The organism is Nonomuraea coxensis DSM 45129, assembly GCF_019397265.1.
GTDB lineage: Bacteria > Actinomycetota > Actinomycetes > Streptosporangiales > Streptosporangiaceae > Nonomuraea > Nonomuraea coxensis.
Map to the genome: position 1 here is coordinate 1,509,914 of NZ_CP068985.1, position 20,370 is coordinate 1,530,283.

18 protein-coding genes are annotated in these 20,370 nt (G+C 72.1%); 6 read left to right on the top strand and 12 right to left on the bottom strand.

Features of this window, described 5'->3' with window-relative positions; genetic code table 11:
- Positions 1–44 precede the first annotated feature (44 nt).
- The 3 genes from Nocox_RS07415 to Nocox_RS07425 all read right to left on the bottom strand — a co-directional run bounded on the left by Nocox_RS07415 (position 45) and on the right by Nocox_RS07425 (position 3,588).
- Complete coding sequence (locus Nocox_RS07415; RefSeq protein ID WP_219495485.1) at positions 45–1,052, bottom strand: IS3 family transposase; 1,008 nt, start codon at positions 1,050–1,052, stop codon at positions 45–47.
- A 29-nt stretch (positions 1,053–1,081) separates the two neighbouring features.
- The gene (locus Nocox_RS07420; protein ID WP_219495483.1) at positions 1,082–1,540 is read right to left on the bottom strand and encodes a hypothetical protein; all 459 of its coding nucleotides are present in this window, start codon (positions 1,538–1,540) and stop codon (positions 1,082–1,084) included.
- Between the two features lie 533 nt (positions 1,541–2,073).
- The gene (locus Nocox_RS07425; RefSeq protein WP_020546814.1) at positions 2,074–3,588 is read right to left on the bottom strand and encodes an alpha/beta fold hydrolase; all 1,515 of its coding nucleotides are present in this window, start codon (positions 3,586–3,588) and stop codon (positions 2,074–2,076) included.
- A 135-nt stretch (positions 3,589–3,723) separates the two neighbouring features.
- Here Nocox_RS07425 and Nocox_RS07430 point away from each other — a divergent pair, with 135 nt between their 5' ends.
- Positions 3,724–5,334 (top strand): DUF4434 domain-containing protein, encoded by a 1,611-nt coding sequence (locus Nocox_RS07430; protein ID WP_051112746.1) that lies wholly within the window; start codon positions 3,724–3,726, stop codon positions 5,332–5,334.
- Here the strand turns inward: Nocox_RS07430 and Nocox_RS07435 are convergent.
- Positions 5,324–6,214 carry an arginase family protein gene (locus Nocox_RS07435; protein ID WP_033410935.1) on the bottom strand — a complete coding sequence of 297 codons (891 nt, stop codon included), beginning with the start codon at positions 6,212–6,214 and terminating at the stop codon, positions 5,324–5,326. The two genes, Nocox_RS07430 and Nocox_RS07435, sit on opposite strands and share 11 nt — an antisense overlap.
- 29 nt (positions 6,215–6,243) lie before the next feature.
- Between Nocox_RS07435 and Nocox_RS07440 the strand changes: the two genes are divergently transcribed.
- A complete protein-coding gene (locus Nocox_RS07440; RefSeq protein WP_020546811.1) occupies positions 6,244–6,786 on the top strand; it encodes a CGNR zinc finger domain-containing protein in 543 nt (180 codons plus the stop codon).
- A gap of 24 nt (positions 6,787–6,810) precedes the next feature.
- Positions 6,811–7,107 carry a hypothetical protein gene (locus tag Nocox_RS07445; RefSeq protein WP_020546810.1) on the top strand — a complete coding sequence of 99 codons (297 nt, stop codon included), beginning with the start codon at positions 6,811–6,813 and terminating at the stop codon, positions 7,105–7,107.
- On the opposite strand, the gene efeB is transcribed toward Nocox_RS07445, so the two are convergent.
- The 7 genes from efeB to Nocox_RS07480 all read right to left on the bottom strand — a co-directional run bounded on the left by efeB (position 7,077) and on the right by Nocox_RS07480 (position 14,887).
- Positions 7,077–8,351: an iron uptake transporter deferrochelatase/peroxidase subunit gene (gene efeB, locus Nocox_RS07450; protein WP_020546809.1), complete on the bottom strand. Its 1,275-nt coding sequence runs from the start codon at positions 8,349–8,351 to the stop codon at positions 7,077–7,079. The genes Nocox_RS07445 and efeB overlap by 31 nt on opposite strands.
- Before the next feature lie 12 nt (positions 8,352–8,363).
- Entirely contained in the window at positions 8,364–9,500 is a 1,137-nt protein-coding gene (gene efeO / locus Nocox_RS07455) for an iron uptake system protein EfeO (RefSeq protein ID WP_020546808.1), read from the bottom strand.
- An 11-nt stretch (positions 9,501–9,511) separates the two neighbouring features.
- Positions 9,512–10,339 carry an iron uptake transporter permease EfeU gene (gene efeU, locus Nocox_RS07460; RefSeq protein WP_033411018.1) on the bottom strand — a complete coding sequence of 276 codons (828 nt, stop codon included), beginning with the start codon at positions 10,337–10,339 and terminating at the stop codon, positions 9,512–9,514.
- An 87-nt stretch (positions 10,340–10,426) separates the two neighbouring features.
- A complete protein-coding gene (locus Nocox_RS07465; RefSeq protein ID WP_020546806.1) occupies positions 10,427–11,794 on the bottom strand; it encodes a glycoside hydrolase family 5 protein in 1,368 nt (455 codons plus the stop codon).
- 8 nt (positions 11,795–11,802) lie between these two features.
- Positions 11,803–12,645 (bottom strand): carbohydrate ABC transporter permease, encoded by an 843-nt coding sequence (locus tag Nocox_RS07470; RefSeq protein ID WP_020546805.1) that lies wholly within the window; start codon positions 12,643–12,645, stop codon positions 11,803–11,805.
- Complete coding sequence (locus Nocox_RS07475; RefSeq protein WP_020546804.1) at positions 12,642–13,601, bottom strand: carbohydrate ABC transporter permease; 960 nt, start codon at positions 13,599–13,601, stop codon at positions 12,642–12,644. The genes Nocox_RS07470 and Nocox_RS07475 overlap by 4 nt, the downstream gene beginning before the upstream one ends.
- A complete protein-coding gene (locus tag Nocox_RS07480) occupies positions 13,598–14,887 on the bottom strand; it encodes an extracellular solute-binding protein (RefSeq protein WP_033410932.1) in 1,290 nt (429 codons plus the stop codon). The genes Nocox_RS07475 and Nocox_RS07480 overlap by 4 nt, the downstream gene beginning before the upstream one ends.
- A 173-nt stretch (positions 14,888–15,060) precedes the next feature.
- Between Nocox_RS07480 and Nocox_RS07485 the strand changes: the two genes are divergently transcribed.
- The 3 genes from Nocox_RS07485 to Nocox_RS07495 all read left to right on the top strand — a co-directional run bounded on the left by Nocox_RS07485 (position 15,061) and on the right by Nocox_RS07495 (position 19,885).
- Entirely contained in the window at positions 15,061–16,071 is a 1,011-nt protein-coding gene (locus tag Nocox_RS07485) for a LacI family DNA-binding transcriptional regulator (protein ID WP_063711711.1), read from the top strand.
- A 213-nt stretch (positions 16,072–16,284) separates the two neighbouring features.
- Positions 16,285–16,632 (top strand): nucleotide pyrophosphohydrolase, encoded by a 348-nt coding sequence (locus tag Nocox_RS07490; RefSeq protein ID WP_020546800.1) that lies wholly within the window; start codon positions 16,285–16,287, stop codon positions 16,630–16,632.
- 52 nt (positions 16,633–16,684) lie between these two features.
- Positions 16,685–19,885 (top strand): AfsR/SARP family transcriptional regulator, encoded by a 3,201-nt coding sequence (locus Nocox_RS07495; protein WP_020546799.1) that lies wholly within the window; start codon positions 16,685–16,687, stop codon positions 19,883–19,885.
- A 4-nt stretch (positions 19,886–19,889) separates the two neighbouring features.
- Here the strand turns inward: Nocox_RS07495 and Nocox_RS07500 are convergent, their stop codons facing one another.
- On the bottom strand, positions 19,890–20,348 hold the full coding sequence (locus Nocox_RS07500) for an SRPBCC family protein (RefSeq protein ID WP_033411016.1): 459 nt from the start codon (positions 20,346–20,348) through the stop codon (positions 19,890–19,892).
- Positions 20,349–20,370 lie beyond the last annotated feature (22 nt).

Here is a 20,370-nt window from a genome sequence, read left to right on the forward strand (position 1 = left end):
GACCTGGCCTCTTCGGTACGGTGCCTGTCAAACCGAATGAGACATCAGGCTACTTGTGTGGTTTGAGGTGAAGCGTCGCTCTGGAGGGTCGTAGGTGGCCTGTTGATCCACACTCTGGCCGGCAGCGACGGCGGGTAGGGGCGCCGGCCGCGGAACCGCTCGGGGCGGGCCAGGAAGGCCGCGTTCAGCGTGGCGACCCGCTGGGCGTGGATCTTGACGGCGGTGCCGTCGTGCACGGACGCGGGAGTGTGCATCGCGATACCCGAATGACGATGCTCGTTGTTGTAATAATCAAAGAACTGCTCACAGAAGATACGGGCGTCTTCGATCGAGCCGAACCTCCCGGGAAACGCCGGGCAATATTTGAGTGTCTTGAACTGCGCCTCCGAGTAGGGGTTGTCGTTGGACACGCGCGGCCGTGAATGCGACTGATCGATCCCGAGCTGCGCGAGCAGGCCAGTGACGGTGTTCGACGTCATCGACGTGCCGCGATCGGCGTGGATCGCGTCAGGTGCGATCCCGCCGTTGCGCTCGATGGCGCGCTCGATGAACTCCTTGGCCAGAGTGCCGTTCTCGGTCGGCCAGATCTCCCACCAGATGACCTTGCGGGAGAAAATGTCGAGGATGACGTAGAGAAGGTAGTGGACGCCGCGCGCCGGGCCTTTCAGTTTCGTGATATCCCAGCTCCATACTTGATTCGGTCCGTCGGCCTCCAGTTCGGGCTTCTTCTTCGCCGGATGGGTGGCCTGCGCGCGCCGCTCGCCGGACTGGCCGCGCTCGCGCAGCAACCGGTACATGGTGGCCTGCGAGCACAGGTAGGTGCCCTCATCCAGCAGGATCGCCCATACCTGGCCCGCCGACTTGTCGGCGAACCGGGACGAGTCCAGCACCGCCAGCACCTGCGCCCGTTCCTCCTCGGACAACTCCGCCGGGTGATGAAACGGCCGGCGCGGACCTTGCCTGCGCGGCTTCGGATTTCGCTGCCGGTACAGGCTGGCGCGGGCCTTGCCGAGTACCTCGCACGCCTTGGTCGTGCCGACGGCCGTCTCCATGCCCGGGAAATGCTCGTCGATGATGCGGTTCAGGTCTCGTCGGAGTCCGCGCTGCGTGAGATGTCGTCCAGCAGCGCGAATGCTTTTCCCGCGATATTCAGCGCGGTCTTCGTCTTCCCCAGTTCGCTGGTGAGCTTTTCGTTCTTGGCCTCAAGCTTGGCCGCGTCGGCTTTGAGCTTCTTGTTCTCGGCCCGCAGCCGGGCCAGTTCCTCAGATTCCGTGTCCTTCTTCGGTTTACCTGTCGAGGAGGCCAGCGTCCCGTTCTCCTGCTGCTTTCGCCAGTGTTCGATGTGCGAGTGATACAGCCTTTCCCGGCGCATCAGGGCGCCACGCTCGGAGCTGCCCTCGGGCAGAGCGTCGAAGGCCGCCAGGATCCGTGCCTTGTAGGCCGCGGTGAACGTCCGGCGCGTCGGCCGGCTCACCTGCTTGTCGGTCGCCTGACCGTTCTGCCCGCTCATGGCGGCCTGGTCGGCGAGGGTCATCGTCACTGTCTCGATCGTCCTGTCTCGCCCTGCTTCGTATCAAAAGGACTCGTTCATCCCATGTCTCACAGCAGTCTGACAGAGAGGGGTAAGTTGCTCTGCTCGGCGTAACGCCTGTTCCACTTGCTCCCGGGTCATGCGACTTCCTCGGGCACGGTAATGGAGCACGGAATCGCGGTGTGAGGTCATTGGACCTGCGGTGCACGGCTCAGAGCAACCGAATCGTCGGGATTGGTCTGATATCGCTGACAAGTCTCTTTCGGGCTCGACGTCCTCCCTGTGAGACTTGCTAGTCCGAGGTGACGTGTGGCGTCCCTGGTCAGCGGGCTAGAGGCCGTCTAGAGGACTTGATCGACGCGCGTCCAAGATCATCCCCTGTATGTCCCCAGAACTCTGTCCTACGGCTGCATTGGCCGCTCTCAGCGGCATACCGAGGGTCTGAAAGCAAAAGACCTGCGGCTGGGAGGCCGCAGGTCAGAGGCCCAATTGCCTGGTCGAGATGAGTGCCCCCAGCAGGACTCGAACCTGCGGCACCCGCTTCAGGGCAGCGGGACCCCCTCACACGTACGCACCCGCCTGCCCGTCTCGAAGAAGGCGACCACCGCCGCCACGCAGTCCGGCGTCCGCAGCCCCGAGCCGTGCACGTCGTCGTCCACGGTCACCACCGTCCCGCCGATCGCCGCCCGCATGTCCAGCGTCCACTGGTACGGCGACGGGCTCTCGTGCAGGTGACCCGACAACATCAGCGGCCCGCCGCCGTTCCGCAGCCGTACCTCCCGCACCGGCAGCGGCCAGCCCGCGCAGCCGGGGACGAACGCCGTGGCCTCGCCCGTCACCGGGTGCCGCGCGATCCGCTCCTGGTAGGCCCGCCACGCCTGCTCGAACGTGCGCGAGCCGGAGTCCTCGTTGCAGAAGTAGGCCACGTTCGCCGTCTTGTTGCCGCGCTCGGGCGCGCCGGCCGGCGGAGCGGGCCGCTCGCCGCCCGCCAGCCGCTTGAGCGTGGGCGGGGCGTCGGGGCCGGTGGCGGTCACCAGCTCCTTGAACACCTGCGCCACCTCCGGCCAGGCGGGGCTCGGCTGGCTCGCCGCGTCGGCGATCATCCGGCCGTCCACGGTCAGGTCGATGTCGGTGAAGGTGACGGGGTCGGCGGCGAAGCGCTCGCGCAGCCCGGTCAGCGCCTCGACCACCTCGGCCTTGGTGTCGCCGAAGCCGTACGAGCCGTCCCTGGCGGCGATCCAGGCGGCCATGCGCCGGAAGTCGCGGTCGGCGGCGTCGGCCCGCACCTCGGTGAAGACGTCCATCCTCGGCACCGTGACGGCCACGCTGTCCAGCCACATGGCCCGCACCCGGCCGGGGAACAGGCTGCGGTAGACGGCGCCGAACCAGGTGCCCCACGACACCCCGAGGAAGGCGATCGTGCGCTCGCCGAGCGCGGCGCGGACCCGGTCGAGGTCGCGGGCCGCGTTCGCGGTCGTGAGCTGGCCGACGAAGCCCGGGTCACCGGCCCCGCACGCCTGGTTGGCCGCGACCGTCGCCGCGTACACCGCGCGGGCCTGCTCCTCGGTGACCGGGCCGGGCGGCGGGGGCCCCTGGTCGGGCGGCCGGCAGGCGGCCTTGGTGCTGTAGCCGGTGCCGCGCGGGTCGAGGCCGATGAGGTCGTAGCGCTCGTTCAGCTTCATGCCGCCCATGACCAGGTCGATCGGCATCAGGTAGCCGCTGCCGCCGGGACCGCCCGGGTTGACCGCGAGGCTGCCGAGGCGGCGGGCCCGGTCGCTCGCCCGCAGCCGGGTGAAGGCGACGGTGATCTGCTTGCCGCCGGGGTCGGCGTAGTCCTGCGGGACCGCCAGCGTGCCGCACTCGGTGCGGCCGTAGAGGGCGCGGAACTTCGCGAACTCCTTGTCGGGCACGCCGATCGAGCGCAGCACGTCGTCGGAGTACGCGGGGCACTCGTGCCAGGTCACCGACGGCTGCCGGGACGCCTGGGGGGAGGCGGGGACGGGGGCGGCGAGCGCCCCCAGCGCCAGGGCGCTTGCCAGTAAGGTCCGGAGAATCATGCCTCAAGGCTGGGCGCGGACGCCCCCGCGGGCATCCCCCGCGAGTGGGGGACGACCCTCTCCTTCAGGGGATCCGCCCAGGGTCGTTTTTCGCCCGGCCACGGGGCAGATCGACTACGTAGGCTGGAGCCCGGCGTGGAAGGGGCGTGGGTGCACCGGATCCTGTGGGTCGTGGCGGCGATGACGGCCGTCGCGGGGCTCGTCTGGGTGGTCGTCGGCGTGGTCGTGCCCGCCGTGTCGGAGGGGCCGGCGCGGGAGCCGGGGGAGTGCCAGCCGCGCGACACGCGGGTGACGGCCCCGTACGCGGTCACCGGCTACTGGGTCATCCCCCGGGCCGACCCGTGCGTCACCCGGCGCATGGTCGAGGCCGTCCACCAGATCGGCGGCGACACGCTGATCACGTTCGGGCCCCGGTTCGACGCCGGGGAGCCCGGGCCCGGCTTCGCGGGCTGCGTCGTGGACGGCCGGCACTGCGCCGAGGCGCCGGGCAGGCGGGTGCGGCACGTGTACACGTACACGACGAGTGAGGAGTTCGGGCCGGGGCTGCTGCGCTGCCAGGGGCTGGACCGGCGGGTCGAGGCCGGCGAGCGGGTCTTCTACCGGGTGTCGCTGGCCGCGTCGTGCGACGACCCCGTCCACGACCTGGTGCTGATTTCCACGGACGGCGACGGGCTCGGCAACCTGATGAGCGAGGCGGCGGCGTACGGGATGAAGGTCTTCCCCGGGCTGCCCGCGGCGTCGCAGGAGCCCGGCAAGACCTGGGAGCCCGACCACGACCACACGGCGGCGCTGACCGCGTTCACGGGGCGGGTGCTGGCCGACTACCGGGCGCGGTTCGGGGGGTCGGCGGCGTTCGCGGGGGTCTACCAGTCGTTCGAGCTGGCCATGCGCGACCGCGCGCCGGGCGACCCGATCATCGAGCTGTACGCCGCCCAGCACGCGACCGTCGCCGCCACGCTGCCCGGCCGGACGATCCTGGTCAGCCCGTACATCGACGCGCGGCGGGGCCGCGGCTTCCCGCCCGAGCAGGCCGGGGACGGGCTCGCCGACCTGGCCCGCACCCGCGCCGGCGCGCCGATGGCCGTCGCGGTGCAGGACGGGCGGGGCACCGGCAAGGTCCCCGTGCACGGCCCGCACGAGCGGGACGCCAAGGTCGAGCCGCGCCTGGTGCCCGTGGTCGGCGACGTCAGCAACGCGCAGGCGTACTACGGGGCCACCCGCGACTACATCGCGGCGGCGGCCCGGCGGGTGCCGCCCGGCGTGGAGCTGTGGGTGAACATCGAAGGCTTCGAGCCCTCGCCCGTGGACGGCGAGTGCGGGCGCGTCGATCCGCTGCCGCTGCGCGGGCGGACCACGAAGAGCCGTCTCGACCGGCAGGTCATGGCCGCGGGAACGCACGCCCAGAAGATCATCTCGTACGGGTGGGACCCCTTCTTCACCTGCCAGGCCCGCTACGACACGCCCTCGCTGGCCGACGACATCGCGAGCGGCTGGCAGGAGCCCATCGTGGTCAGCGCCGTGCGCAAGGACATGAACGGGCAGGCCGGCATCCTCGTCGAGGGCCACAACCTGCGGGGCGGCACCCTCCGCTTCGAGCCGGAGGGCGTGACGGTCGGGCAGGGCTGGTACGGGCGGGGGCGGCTGGAGTCGGCCTGGGTGCCGTACACGCCCTCGGCCCCATGGACCGCGATCACGGTGACGAACGGGGCGGGCGAGAGCAGCACCACTCCCTACGTCATGCCTTGAGGGCGCCGACCAGGATGTCCGCGAGCACCGCGGCCTGGCTGCCGTCCTCGTCCAGGTCGGGGTCCAGGATGGTGACCTCCAGCCCGGCCGCGCCGGGCAGCGCCAGCAGGCCGCGCAGGAGACCGGTGAGCTGGGCCGCGTCGAGGCCGCCCGGGGTGGGGGAGTCGACGGCGGGCAGGACCGACGGGTCGAGGACGTCGGCGTCCACGTGGATCCAGAAGCCGTCCAGCTCGTCCCGGACCAGGACCTTCTCGGCCTGGCCGAGGTCGATGTCGCTGCCGGGGGCGTAGGCGATGCCGCTGCCGTCCAGCTCCGGCAGGTCCTCGTCGTCGCGGACGCCGAGCAGGATCACGTCCTCGTCCCTGACGTAGGGGCGCAGGCCGTCGAGGTCGGTCAGGTAGTCGTCGCCGCGGCCGGTCACCAGGGCCACGTCCTCGCCCGCCGCCGAGCCGACGTGGGGGGAGTTGCCCAGGTGGCGGAAGTCGGAGTGCGCGTCCAGGTACGCGAGCCCGTACCGGCCGGCCCGCCGCAGCGCCAGGGCGGGGCCGAGCAGGATCGAGCAGTCGCCGCCGAGCAGCACCGGGAACCCGCCGTCCGCCCGGATCGCGGCGACCCGGTCGGCCAGTCTCCGGGTGTAGGCGGCGATGGCGGGGCCGTTGCGGACGCCGTCGCCGGGCTGCCAGGTGGCGACGTACCGGGGCGGGACGAGCGCGCCCGCGTCGGCGGCCCCGAGCCGCGCCACGAGGCCCGCGTCGCGCAGCGCCCAGGGGGCCTTGTAGCAGCCGGGGACGACGCCGGGCGCGGGCGGGCGCAGGCCGAGGTTGGACGGCGCGTCGAGCACGGTCAGCCGGCGGGCGACGTCAGGGGTTATAATGCTCATACTCGTGACGTTAGCAAGGGGGAGGGCGGATGCGCCAGTTCGCGGAGACCGGGGTCGTGGCCCTCGACCTGGCCAACACCTGGGACGCCTGGCTCGACGACCCCGAACGCCTCCCGGACGTGGCGGCGCTGGCCCGCTTCTGCCATGAGCTGGGCGAACCGGCGATGCTGACAGCCGCCGACCTCGACGCCGTACGGCGGGTGCGGACGCGGCTGCGCGACGTGCTGGCCCACGACACCCCGGAACTCCGCACCCGCGCCCTCGCCCGCTGGTCGGCCGAGCTCCCGATCACTGCGACCGTCGAGGACCACGACGGCACCCCGCGCCTACACCTGATCGCCGATCCTGAGCGCGGCCGGGCGCCGCTGGCGGCCCGCCTCGCCGTACGGGCCGTCGCCGACCTCCTCGACCTGGCCGCCTCCGGCGACTGGGACCGCCTCCGCCTCTGTGCCGCCCGCCCCTGCCAGGACGCCTTCGTGGACCGCAGCCGCCCGGGCCGCCGCCAGTTCTGCTCCACCCGCTGCGCCAACCGCGCCCACGCCGCCGCCTCCCGCGCCCGCCACCGCGCCTGACCTGCTTCCGCTACGCTGCGCAACATGATGACGACGGTCGGGAGGTGGCTCGCCGAGGAGCTTCCCTGGCTCACCTGGCTCCCCGACGCCGAACGCCACGAGTGCGTACGCGAACTCCTCGCCCACCTGATGGCGGGCGCCGACACCGGCGAACTGCTGCCGTTCGCCAGAGCCCTGACCTCGTGGCGCTCCACCGCCGTCATCTGGAGCGACCCGCAACTCGCCCGCGACCTCCACGGCCCCTTCCCGGGCGACGGCCCCGACGTCCCCCGCCCGCCGGCCCAGGTGGGTCAGGGGGTGAAGAGGGTGCGGCCCCAGTAGTCGGAGGCGTCGCGGACGCCGGGTGGGCAGGCGAACAGGCCGCTGGAGACGTGCTGGATGTACTCGTTCAGCGGGTCCTCGCGGGCCAGCCGCATCTGCACCGGCACGAACTGCTTGCGCGGGTCCCGCTGGTAGGCGATGAAGAACAGCCCGGCGTCGAGCCGGCCGAGCCCGTCGGAGCCGTCCACGTAGTTGTAGCCGCGCCGCAGCAGGTGCGCGTTGCCGTGCGAGCTGGGGTGGGCCAGCCGGACGTGGGCGTCCGGCGCGATGTACGGCTGCCCGTCCGGCCCCCGGGCGGCGAAGTCCAGCGGGTCGAACTCGCGTTTCGCGCCGAGCGGCGCGCCCTCGCCCTTGTCCCGCCCGAAGATCTGCTCCTGCTCGGTGAGCGACGTGCGGTCCCAGGTCTCGATCGTCATGCGGATCTTCCTGGTGACGAGGTAGGTGCCGCCCGCCATCCAGGCGGCGCCGTCCCCGGCGGACGCCCAGAGCTGTTCGCGCAGCAGGCCGGCGTCCTCCAGCTTGAGGTTGTTGGTGCCGTCCTTGAAGCCCATGAGGTTGCGCGGGGTCGCCTGGGCGCGGGACGTGGACGACGTACGCCCGAAGCCGAGCTGCGACCAGCGCACCGACACCCGGCCGAAGCCGATCCTGGCCAGGTTGCGGATGGCGTGCACGGCGACCTGGGGGTCGTGCGCGCACGCCTGCACGCAGAGGTCGCCGCCGGAGATCTCCGGCACGAGCCGCTCGCCGGGGAACTTGGGCAGGTCGGCGAGGGCGGCGGGCCGCCGGGCCGCCAGCCCGAACCGCTCGTCGAACAGCGACGGCCCGAACCCGACGGTCAGCGTCAGCCCGGAGGCGGGCAGTCCCAGCGCCTCGCCGGTGTCGTCGGGCGCGGCGGCCGGGTCGCCGCCCACCGCGCCGAACGATCCGGCCTCCTTGCCCTGCGTGAGCCGGGCCGCGGCGGCGGTCCACTCCTGGAGAAGGTCGATCAGCTCGGCGCGGTCGCCGGTGGTGACGTCGAAGGCGACGAAGTGCAGGCGGTCCTGGGCGGGGGTGACGATGCCCGCCTGGTGCTCGCCGTAGAAGGGGTACGGGTCGGAGGTGGCGGCGGCGTGCGCGACGGGCGGCTCGTCGAGCAAGGCCCGCGCGCCCACGGCGCCGGCCCCGGCCACCGCGGCGCCGGCCGCGCCGAGCCCGAACAGGCTCCTCCGGCTCATCCGCCGTCCGTTCCCGGTGGGCTCGGACATGGGGTCCTCCCGCTACTTGGCCACCACAGGGGCGATCTTGCTGATCGGTTCGCCGAGCGCGTTGATCGCGTCGGACAGGGTCTTGAGCTGCGCCTTGGACAGCTCGTTGTGAAGCTGCCAGCCGTCGCCCTTCCGGTGCTCCTCCAGCGCCGCCTCGGCCGCCGCGAACTTCTCGTCCAGCGTCTTGACCAGGTCGGGGGCCCGTTCCTCCAGCACCGGCCGCAGCGACTGCACGGCGGCCTTCGAGCCTTCGAGGTTGGCCGCGAAGTCCCAGAGGTCGGTGTGCGACCAGATGTCCTCCTCGCCGGTGATCTTGCCGGTGGCGACCTCGTCGAGCAGCTCCTTGGCGCCGTTCGCCAGGTTGAGCGGGGTGAGCTCGGCGGCGTTGGCCTTGGCGACGATGGTCTTGATGTCGGCGATGAGCTTGTCGGCGATGGGGCCGTCCTCGCTGACGTCCTTGTGGATCCACAGGTCCTTCTCGATCCGGTGGAAACCGGTCCACTTCTCGCCCTCGGCGAGGTCGGCCTCGCGGGCGTCGATGGCCGGGTCGAGGTCGCCGAAGATCTCGGCCACCGGCTCGATGCGCTCCCAGTACGTCCGCGCCACCGGGAACAGCGCCTTCGCCTCGTCGATCTTCTCCGCCTTGACGGCGTCCACGAACTCCTGCGTCTTGACCAGCAGCGTGTCGCTCTGCGTCTTGACGTAGCGCTTGTAGCCGGTCACCGCGGCGGCGAGCTGGGCGTCGGCGGTGAGCGGCCGGTGCTCGCCGGTGACCTTGAGCGGGTTGCGGATGCCCTTGCCGACCATGCCGGGCTTGCAGGCGGTCTCGTACGTGCCGGCCGGCAGCTCGGCGATGAGCTCCCTGGTGAGGCCGGGCACGATGTTCTCGACCTCGGCCATGATGCGGTCGCCGGCGGCGAGCACGTAGAACTCGGTCACCTTGCTGCCGCCGTTGGTGATCGTGAACGTCGTGGTGCCCGCGGGCACCTCCGTGACCTGCACCTCGCACGCGGTGTCCGACGCGGCCACCGCGATCTTCCCCGGCCCGCCGGAGGCGGCCGGCGCGGCGGTGCCGCCGGTGGCGGAGCCGCAGGCGGTGAGGGCGGCCAGGGCGAGCAGGCCCGTGGACAGGCGGAGGACGGTAGGCATGGTGCTCCTGTTCAGGCCGCGGTGGGCGCGGCGGGCACGGACGTCCGGCTCGGGCGGAGGAAGAGGACGAGGGCGGGCAGCAGGTACGCGGCCCAGGCGACGACCTCGGCGACGCTGGGCTGCGGGGTGATGTTGAACATCCCGGACAGCAGCGTGCCGTACCAGGAGTCGGCGGGGAGCGCGGCGCCGAGGTCGAAGGCCGGCGTGGTGAGGCCGGGCAGCACGCCCGCCTCCTGGAGGTCGTGCACGCCGTACTTGAGTATCCCCGCGGCGACCAGGATGAGCAGCAGCCCGGTCCAGGTGAAGAACCTGGTGAGGTTGATCCTGACGGCGCTCAGGTAGAGCCCCCAGCCGATGGCGACGGAGGTGAGCACGCCCAGCGTGATGCCGATCAGCGGCGTGGCGGTCGTCTCGGCGCCCTGCGCGGAGGCGAAGAACAGCAGGGCGGTCTCCAGCCCTTCCCTGGCGACGGCGAGGAAGGCCATGACGGCCACGGCGAGCCGGCCCAGCTCCAGCGCGTCGCTCAGCTTGCCGCGCAGCTCGCCGGAGAGCGTGCGGGCCGCCCGCCGCATCCAGAAGATCATCCAGGTGACGAAGCCGACGGCCAGCAGCGAGGCGATCGCCTCGAACAGCTCCTGCCCGGTGTACGCCAGGTGGGCCGCCGTGAAGGTCAGCAGCGCGCCGAAGGCCGCCGACAGGGCGACGGCCGTGCCCACGCCGGCCCAGACCTGGGGGAGCCGGTCCTTGCGGTCGCTCTTGACGAGGAATGCGACGAGGACCGAGACGACGAGCGTCGCCTCCAGGCCCTCGCGCAGTCCGATGAGATAGCTGGCGAACACGGACACTCCCCGCAGGCTCTTAGGTAAGGCTCCCCTAAATTAGAGCTCCCGCGGCGTCCTGTCCATGCATGCCCGGTGTGTTCGTCGTCACCCCGCGAGGTTACTCGCGAGGAGTTCGAGCAGCGGTTCGCGGCGCACGCACCGCTCCAGCAGGAACGAGTCCGCGAGCGCGGTCAGCTCGTCGTCGCCGAGCCCCCTGAACAGCTCGGCGTACTCGGGGAGCAGCGCCTGCGCGAACAGGATGTGCCTGACGAGGTCGTCGCTCTGGTAGCGGGCGCCCCACGGGTAGGGGTCCCAGCCGGGGAACTCGGTCTCGACCAGCTCGTGCAGCGGCCCGAGCACGTCCGCGGCCTCCTCCATCGTCGACCCCCAGCGGTCCGCCCCGAGCCGCCGCTTCTTGGCGAGGAAACCCCCGAACCTCTCCATGTAAGGCCCCGCCGCGTGCACCAGCCCCTGCAGCCCCACGTCCTTGTACGTCCACAGCGACCAGCCCACCTCCTGCTCGTCGTAGATCGCGAGCTGGTCGCGCAGGATCTGGTACCGCTGCGCGTCCTTCTCCGGGTCCCCGGTGTAGACCGGCCCGAACTCGCCCACCCACAACGGCGTCCCGGTCTCGCGCTGGAAGCGGGAGCGCTTGGCGAACGTCCGCTCCAGCTCGTCCCGGTCGCACCACTCCCCCCGCGTGTGCCCGGGGTACGGCCCGCCGTGCGCGAAGCCGGCGAGGGCGTAGTCGTGCATGACGAACACCGTGTTCTCGTACACCTCGCGGAAGATCGAGAAGTCGGTGGCGTAGGTGTTGCCGTCCAGGAACAGGACGTGGTGCGGGTCGGCCGCCCGCACCGCCTTCACCAGCCGGTCGTAGAAGGGGCCGACCACCCGGCCGGTGACGTCGGCGGGCTCGTTCGCCGGGTTGTAGCCGGCCACCCAGGGGTTGTCGCGGTAGTGGTCGGCCAGGACCTCCCACAGGTGCACCACCCGGTCCTGGAAGTGGCGGTGCTGCCAGAACGCCGCCACGTGGGTGGGGTTGTCGGAGTGCCAGTGCTGGTTCTGCGAACCGGGCAGGGCGTGCAGGTCGATGACGCTGTAGATGCCGTGCGCGCCGAGCAGGCCGATCACCCGGTCGAGGTGGCGGAACCCGCGCGGGTCGATCTCGAAGGGCCGCTCGTCGGACTCCCAGTGGCGGTAGTTCACCGGGATGCGCACGCAGTTCATGCCGAGACCGGCCAGCAGCTCGGCGTCCCGCTCGGTGAAGAACGACGTCAGCAGGCGGTCGAAGAACAGCTCCGCCCGCTCCTCGCCGAGCACCCCGCGCACCGCGGCGCGCATCGAGCTCTCGTTGGCGGGATAGCCGGTGACGAAGTTCTCCATGTTCATCCAGCCCCCGAGACCCACCCCGCGGAGCCGTACCGGCGTGTCGTCTTCCGTGACGAGGCGGTTTCCGGACACATGCAGCATGTCAGAGGTCATCCCTTCGTGGCGCCGGCGGTGAGCCCGCCGACCAGGTGGCGTTCCGCGACGGCGTAGAACCCGAGCGCCGGGATCATGGCCAGGACGAGGTAGGCGAGGATGCGGGCGGTGTCGGAGGCGTACTGGCCCTGGAACTGCTGGATGCCGAGCGGGAGGGTCCAGTTGGCCTCCTCGGTGAAGACCACCAGCGGCAGCATGAAGTTGTTCCAGCTCCCGACGACGGCGAGCACCGAGACGGTGGCGATGGCGGGCTTCGCCATGGGCAGCAGGATCCGCCAGAAGAACCCGAACGGGCTGCACCCGTCGATGATCGCGGCCTCCTCGATCTCCCCGGGGATGCTCCGGAAGAAGCCGCGCAGGATGATGATCGTCAGCGGCAGGCCGAACGCCGCCTGCACGAGGATGACGCCGAGCGGGTCGCCGAGCAGGCCGAGCGCGCGCAGCAGCACGAAGATCGGCAGGATGGCCACCGCGAACGGGAACATCAGCCCCGCCGTGAACAGCGTGAACAGCGCCTCCCTGCCCCGGAAGGCGAACCGGGCGAAGACGAACCCGGCCAGCGCCGCGACCCCGACCGTGAGCACGGTGGTGACGACCGCGATGAACGTGCTGTTCCAGAGCTGCAGCCAGAACGACTGCGAGGCCAGCACCTCGGTGTAGTTGCCGGTCTCCCAGGACGAGGGCAGCCCGAACGGGTTGGTGGACAGCTCGCTGTTGCGCTTGAACCCGCCGAGCGTCGCGTAGATCACCGGGATCAGGACGAACGCTCCGACGAGCCACGCGACGAGGTGCAGCGGCAGCGTGTTGCGCCGGGGCGTCTGCTTCTTGCCGCGCGTCATCGGCGGCCTCCGATGCTGGTGGTGGCGCCCTCCAGGTCGCGGCGCATCACGAACCGCTGGTAGAACAGGGCGAAGATGAGACTGAGCACGAACATCACGACGCTGATCGCGCTGGCGTAGCCGACCTGGGAGCGCTTGAACCCCCACTCGAACATGGTCACGGCCATCGTCTCCGACGAGTGCGACGGGCCGCCCTGGGTGAGGATCCAGACCAGGTCGAAGAGCTGGATCGTGTAGATGACGGACAGGAAGACGCTGATCCGGATCGTCGGCCCGAGCAGCGGCAGCGTGACGTACCTGAAGGTCTTCCAGCCGCTCGCCCCGTCGATCTGGGCGGCCTCGACGAGTTCGTCGGGGATGTTCTGCCGGCCGGCCAGCAGGATCATCATGTGGAAGCCGAAGTATTTCCACGTCATGACGAGGAACAGCGACGGCATCACCGTGTCCGGGTCGGCCAGCCAGTCGGAGTCGGCGCCGAACAGCGCCAGCACCTGGTTGGCCATCCCGGCGTCCGGCGCGAGGATCAGCGAGAACAGCACGCCGGTGATCACTTCGGACAGCACGTACGGCGCGAAGAACACCAGCCGGTACACCGCCCGGCCGCGGATGCGCTGGTGCAGCAGCAGCGCGATGCCCAGCGAGAGCGGCAGTTGCACGCAGAGCGACAGGAGCACCAGCACGAGCAGGTGCCACAGGTCCCGCCGGAAGATCTCCGTGCTGAACAGCCGGGTGAAGTTGTCGAAGCCGATGAAGGTGGTGGGCAGGCCGCCGAACCCGTTCCAGCGGAACGCGCTGGCGTAGAAGGCGACGAGGATCGGCGCCACGACCAGCAGCAGGAACAGCACCAGCGCGGGCAGGACGAACAGCGTGATCGTCAGCGCGCGGCCGCGGCGCCCGGAGGCAGGGGCGGGGGCCGGAAGGCTCTTCGCCTCCGGCCCTCGGGTCAGTGTCGTCATTCTTCTGTCTTGGCCACTTCGGTGATGGCCTGGGCGACCTGCTCAGGCGTCTTGGTGCCGCCGATCAGCTCGGCCACACTGTCGTTGACCTGCTGGCCGACGGCCGGCGGGTACGCCTGGTCGAGGTAGAGCTGGTAGCCGGTCGCGCCCGCGAGCATCGTGGCCACCTGCTTGAGGTTGGGGTCGGTGACCGCGTTCTCCTCGCCCTTGAGCACCGGCAGCACGGCGCCGGACTGGACGGCCTCGGTGTGGTTGTCCATCCGGGTCATGAACTTGACGAAGTCCACGGCCTCCTTCGGGGCGTCCTTGCCGACGGCGAGGCCGCCGCCTCCGCCGAACGCGTCCGTGGCCGAGCCCTTGCCGCCCTCGACGGCGGGGAAGGGGAAGAAGCCGAGGTCCTCGCCGAGGCCCTTGCCGGAGTCCTTCTGCACCGACGGGGCCCACTGGCCCATCAGCTCCATGGCGGCCTTGCCGTTGCTCACCGTGGCGGCCTGCCCGTCGGGCGTCGAGTACGCCGCCCCGAGGAAGCCCTTCTGGAACGGCTGCAGGTCGGCCAGGGCCTTCACCTGCTGCCCGGCGGCGACGAAGTCGGGCGTGCTGAAGTTCTTGTCCACGGCCGCCTGCTTGAGCGCGTCGAGGCCGGCGATGCGCATGGCGAGGTAGGCCCAGTAGTAGTGGCCTGGCCACTTCTCCTTGCCGGCGAGGGCGATGGGGGTGACGCCGGCGGCCTTGAGCTTCTTGATGTCGTCGAGGAACTCCGACCAGGTGGCGGGCGGCTGCTCGATGCCGGCCTTGCTGAAAAGTTTCTTGTTGTACCAGAAACCGACCATGCCGATGTCGGTCGGCAGGCCGTAGGTCTTGCCGTCGAACTGGTACGCGCTGAGCGCCGCCGTGGTGAAGCCGGGCAGGACGTCGGCGACCTCGCCGGACAGGTCCTTCACCAGGTCGGCGTCGATCTGCTGCTTGAGCACGCCGCCGCCCCAGGTGGCGAAGACGTCGGGCGCCTTGCCCGACTGCGTGATCGTGGTGAGCTTGGCCTTGTAGGCGTCGTTCTCCAGAACCGTCGCCTTGATCGTCACGTTGGGGTTCTGGGCCATGTACTCCTTGGCCCGCTTCGCCCACAGCGTCTTCAGCGGTTCGGCGGTCGACAGGTGCCACCACTCCAGGGTGACCTTCCCCGGCGCCGCGCCCTCGCTGGACCCTGAGGTCGCGGTGCCGCCACCGCCGCCGCCACCGCAGCCGGCCACCAGCACCGCGGTCGCGATCAACACCACACTGCGTTTCATCCGAGGGGTCCCTTCTCTGCTGGGCGGAGCACGCCGAGCCTGGCGGAACGAACGAAACTTTCGTGAAGCCCCCGATATTTTCTTTGCCCGGAGCTTAGGTAACCTGGAAGTAACCCGTCAACACCCCCGTTCAGAGCGACGCCAAACCGAAACTTTCGGATACACTCCCGATCGTGTCAGCGAAGAGGCGGGTCACGATCGCACTGATCGCGGAAGAGGCGGGGGTCTCCATCCCCACGGTCTCGAAGGTCATCAACGGGCGCCCGGAAGTAGCCCCGGCCACCCGCCACAAGGTGGAGCGACTACTTCAGGAGCACGGCTACCAGCGCCGCGTCAGCCAGGACGACACCCCGGCGGGGCTGGTCGACCTGGTGTTCGCCGAGATCGAGTCGCCGTGGGCCATGGAGATCGTCCGGGGCGCCGAGAGCGCGGCCCACGAGGCGGGCGCCAGCGTCGTCATCTCGGTCCTGCACACCCACGCCGGGCCGGGCCGCGACTGGCTCGAACGCCTCGCCGCCCGGCGCACCGACGGGGTGGTGATCGTCGCCTCCCGGCTGTCCACCGGCATCCAGGCGCAGCTCAGCGCCCGCTCGCTGCCGTTCGCGGTGGTGGACCCCGAGGGCGAGCCGGCGCCCGGCGTGATCTCGGTCGGCGCCACCAACTGGAACGGCGGCCTGGCCGCCACCCGCCACCTGCTGGAGCTGGGCCACCGCCGGATCGGCATGATCAGCGGCCCCGCCGACATGCTCTGCAGCCAGGCCCGCATCGACGGCTACCGCGCCGCGCTGGAGACCGCGGGCGTCCCGCTCGTGCCCGAACTGGTCCGCAGGGGCACCTTCCTCGTCGACTCCGGCCACGACGAGGGCCACGCCCTGCTCGACCTGGCCGACCCGCCGACGGCGATCTTCGCGGGCAGCGACCTGATGGCGTTCGGCGTCTTCGAGGCCGCCCGGCAGCGAGGGCTGCGGGTGCCGGAGGACCTGAGCGTGGTCGGCTTCGACGACCTGCCCCTCTCCAAGTCCGCCTGGCCGCCGCTCACCACCGTCCGCCAGCCGCTGCAGGAGATGGCCGCGCTGGCCACGCGCACGGTGCTGGCCATGGGCCGCGGCGAGGTCCCGGAGACCAAGCGCGTGGAGCTGGCGACCGAGCTCATCGTCCGCGAGAGCACCGCCCGCCACCCGTAGCCGCCGGAGCCGGGGTCGTCGATGACGGCCTGGAAGTCGTGCCGGATGAAGAAGTCGAAGCCGGCCGCGCGCCCGGCCGTCATGGGGAACGCGGTGACGCCCGGTTCGGCATCGCCTCCTCGCCGATCTTCATCAGGGCGCGGCCCAGCAGGAACAACTCGACGCCATTCACGTCAGCAACCTGCCGGCCGGAAGTGGATAAGGTCGTGCGGCGTGACGACGGACCTGGAGGACCTTGCCGTCCGGCTGCGCGCGTTCGCCCGCGCCCGCGACTGGGAGCAGTTCCACACGCCGAAGAACCTGGCGATGGCGCTGGCCGGCGAGGTGGGGGAGCTGGTCGCCGAGTTCCAGTGGCTCACCGCCGAGGAGTCCGCCGACCCGGACCCCGACGCGCTCGCCCGGATGCGCACCGAGCTGGGGGACGTGACCCTCTACCTGGTGCGGCTCGCCGACGTCCTCGGCGTCGACCTGCTGGCGGCGGCCACGGACAAACTGGCCGACAACGAGCGGCGCTACGACGCCGGCCGCTACCGCGGCTCCGCCCGCAAGGCCCCGCCGTGACGGGCGCCCGCGACCTTCTCGCCGGTACGGACCCCCGCATAGGCTATCGAACATGCGTTTCGGAGTGCTGGGGCCGCTGGCCGTGTGGACCGACGCCGGCGAGGCCGTGACGATCCCCGGCCTCAAGGTACGGGCGCTGCTCGTGGACCTGCTCGTCCACGAGGGCCACCCGGTCTCCGTGGACCGGCTGGTCGACGACCTGTGGGGCGAGGAACCGCCGGGCAACCCGGCCGCCGCGCTCCAGGTGCGGGTGTCCCAGCTCCGCAAGGCGCTGGAGGACGCCGAGGCGGGCGGCAAGAACCTGGTGGTCTCGCGCGCCCCCGGCTACCTGCTGCGGCCCGACGCGGGCGCGGTGGACGCCGGGCGGTTCACCGAGCTGCTGGCGCGGGCCGAGGCCGCGGGCAGCCCGCGGACCAGGGCCGGGCTGCTGGGGGAGGCGCTGGCGCTGTGGCGCGGTCCCGCGTACGCGGACTTCGCCGACGAGGAGCACACCCGCGCCGCGATCCTGCGTCTGGAGGAGCAGCGGCTGTCGGCGCTGGAGCAGCACGCCGAGGCCCGGCTGGAGCTGGGCGAGCACGCGCTGTTGGTGGGCGAGCTGGGCGACCTCGTGAGCCGGCATCCGCTGAGGGAGCGGCTGCGGGCGGTGCACATGCGGGCGCTGTACCGGGTGGGCCGCCAGAGCGAGGCCCTGGCGAGCTACGCCGAGCTGCGCGAGCGGCTGGCCGACGAGCTCGGCCTCGACCCCGGGCCCGAGCTCGTGGCGCTGCACCAGGCGATCCTCGGCCAGGACCCGGCGCTCAGCCTGCCGGCCGGGCGCCCGCTGACGAACCTGCCCGCCGCCGTCAGCAGGCTGATCGGCCGCGAAGAGGCCCTGTCCGAGGTGTGCGGCCTGGTCGGGGAGGAGCGGCTGGTCACGCTCACCGGCAGCGGCGGGGTCGGCAAGACCCGGCTGGCGCTGGCCGCCGCCGACCGGCTCCTCGACGGCTTCGCCGACGGCGCCTGGCTGGTGGAGCTGGACCAGGCCGTGCAGACCGGGCTGCACCGTACGGCCGGGGACCCGCCTCCCGCGGGCGGTGCGGCGGCGCCGCGGACGCCCGCCGAGGCGGTCATGGCCGCCCTGGACATCCGGGAGGACGCGGACTCCGCCGACGTGGCCGGGCAGCTCGCCGAGGCGCTCAGGCACCGCCGCGCCCTGCTCGTCCTCGACAACTGCGAGCACGTCGTGGCGGAGGTCGCCGAGCTGGCCGAGCTGCTCCTGCGCTCCTGCCCCGACCTGCGGGTGCTGGCCACCAGCAGGGAGCCGCTGTCCGTGGCCGGCGAGGTGCTGTGGAGCGTCCCCCCGCTGGAGGTGCCGGCGAGCACGGACCTCGCCGCGATGGCCCGCTCGGACGCGGTCCGGCTGTTCGTGGCGCGCGCCGCCGCCTCCGCGCGCGGGTTCGCCCTGGACGCCGGCAACGCCCAGGCGGTCGCGCAGCTCTGCCGCCGCCTCGACGGCATCCCGCTGGCGCTGGAGCTGGCCGCGACCCGGGTGCGCGCGCTCGGCGTGCACGGGGTGGCGTCCCGGCTGGACGACCGGTTCCGGCTGCTCGCCTCCGGTTCGCGCGGCGCGCCGGCCCGCCAGCAGACGCTGACCGCGGTCATCGACTGGAGCTGGGACCTGCTCTCCGAGGAGGAGCGGCGGGTGCTGCGCCGCCTGGCGGCGCACGCCGAGGGCTGCTCGCTGGAGGCCGCGGAGGCCGTGTCCGCCGACGGCGATCCCGGGCTGGACGTGCTCGACCTGCTGCCCCGGCTGGTGGACCGCTCGCTCGTGGTCGTCGCCGGCTCCCCGGGCGGGGTGCGCTACCGGCTGCTGGAGTCGGTGGCGGCGTACTGCCTGGTGAAGCTGGAGGAGGCGGGCGAGCTCGACGCGGTCCGCCGCGCCCACCTGCGCCACTACCTGGCGCTCGCCGAGGAGTGCGAGCCCGGCCTGTACGGCCACGACCAGCGCGACCGGCTGCTGCGCCTCGACGCCGAGGCCGCCAACCTGCGCGTCGCCCTGGACACCGCCGTCGAGTCCGGGGACGCCGGGAGCGCGGCGCGCCTGGTGAACGCCCTGGCCTGGTACTGGTTCCTGCGCGGCCGGCTGGCCGAGGGCAGGCGCTCGCTGGCCGCCGCCCTGTCGGTGCCCAGCGCGGACTCCCCGGAGCGGGCTCGGGCGGCCGCCTGGTACGCCGGGTTCGCCATGATGCTGGGCGAGGAGGTCGCCTGGCGGCCGATGCTCGCCGCCGTCGCCGATCCAGGGCAGCGGGCGCGGGCCGAGCTGTTCCTGGGCATGCACGCCAGGGACATGCCGACCGGCCAGGAGCTCAACGAGCGGGCGCTGGCGGCCTTCCGCGCCGTCGGCGACCGGTGGGGCGAGGCGGCGGCCCTCGCCTGCCAGGCCAGGGACGCCTTCACCCGGCGCGACCACGAGGCGCTGCAACGCTGCGCCGGCGAGAGCGTGCGGATCTTCACGGCCCTGGGCGACCGCTGGGGCCTGCTGCGGGCCACGGAGTGGCTGGCCTCGGCCGCCGAGATGAGCCGCGACGCCGGGCTCGCGAACCGGCTCTTCGGCGAGGGCCTGCGGATGGCCGAGGACCTGGGCCTGTGGCCGGAGGTCGCCACGCACACCGCCTGGCTCGGCTGGGTCGCCCTGGAGAGCGGCGCGTACGAGCGCGCCATGGAGCTGTGCGAGCGCGCCAGGAGAATGGCCGCCGACCAGGGCTACCAGGAGGGCGAGAGCATGGGCGAGATGGGCCTCGCCTTCGCCGCCCGCCGCGCCGGTCACCTCGACCTGGCCGAGCGGCACCTGCTCCGGCTCCTGGAGGGAGTGCCGCGCGACCCGGACGTCGAGCCGTCCCTGCACGTGGCCGACGTGCTCACCGAGCTGGGCCACGTACGGGAGTCGCGCGGCGACCCGGCCGCCGCCCTCGCCCTGCACGAGGAGGCGATCGTCGCGGCCCGCAGGATCGGCGACCCGCGGACGCTGGTGTCGGCCGTGGTGGGCGCGGCCTCGGCCTGCGGGGCGAGCGGGGCGAGCGGGCGGGCGGCGCGGCTGCTCGGGCTGGCGGCGGTCTCCAGGGAACGGCTCGGCCTGCCCGCGGGGCCGGCGGAGCGGGAGGAGTTCGACCGCGTCGCGGCACGGGCGCGCGACGCCCTCGGCGCGGAGGCGTACGCGGCCGCCTACGCCGAGGGCGCGGCCCGTAAGCTCGACGAGGTCCACGACCTGCTGTGACGCCTCACCCGTTGGCGGCTCGCTCGACGTGCTCGGCGAGGCGGTCGAAGAACTCGATCCAGCCCTCCTTCGCCTGCTCGGCGTGCTCGGGGCCGGTGTTGACGCCGTACTGGTGGAAGCGCATCTCGGTGCGGTCGCCGGTCGCGGCGAGGTCCACGGTCACCACCGACGCAGGGCCGTCGCCGGGGGCGTCCGGGTCGCCGGTCGTGAACACCAGCCGTCCGGGGGCGCGCACCTCGCGGTAGCGGCCGTCCAGCGTCACCTCGAACCCCTCCTCGCCGACCAGCGTGGCCCGCCACACCCCGCCGGGCACGGCGTCAAGGGTGATCCGGCCGAGCGGCGTCGTCATCCCGCGCGGCCCGAACCAGCGCGAGAAGCGTTCCGGGTCGGTCCAGGCGGCCCAGACGCGGTGGCGCGGGGCGGCGAAGTGGCGGGTGATGGTGTATTCGGCGGTCTGCGGCATCGGGTTCTCCTGGCGCTGGTTC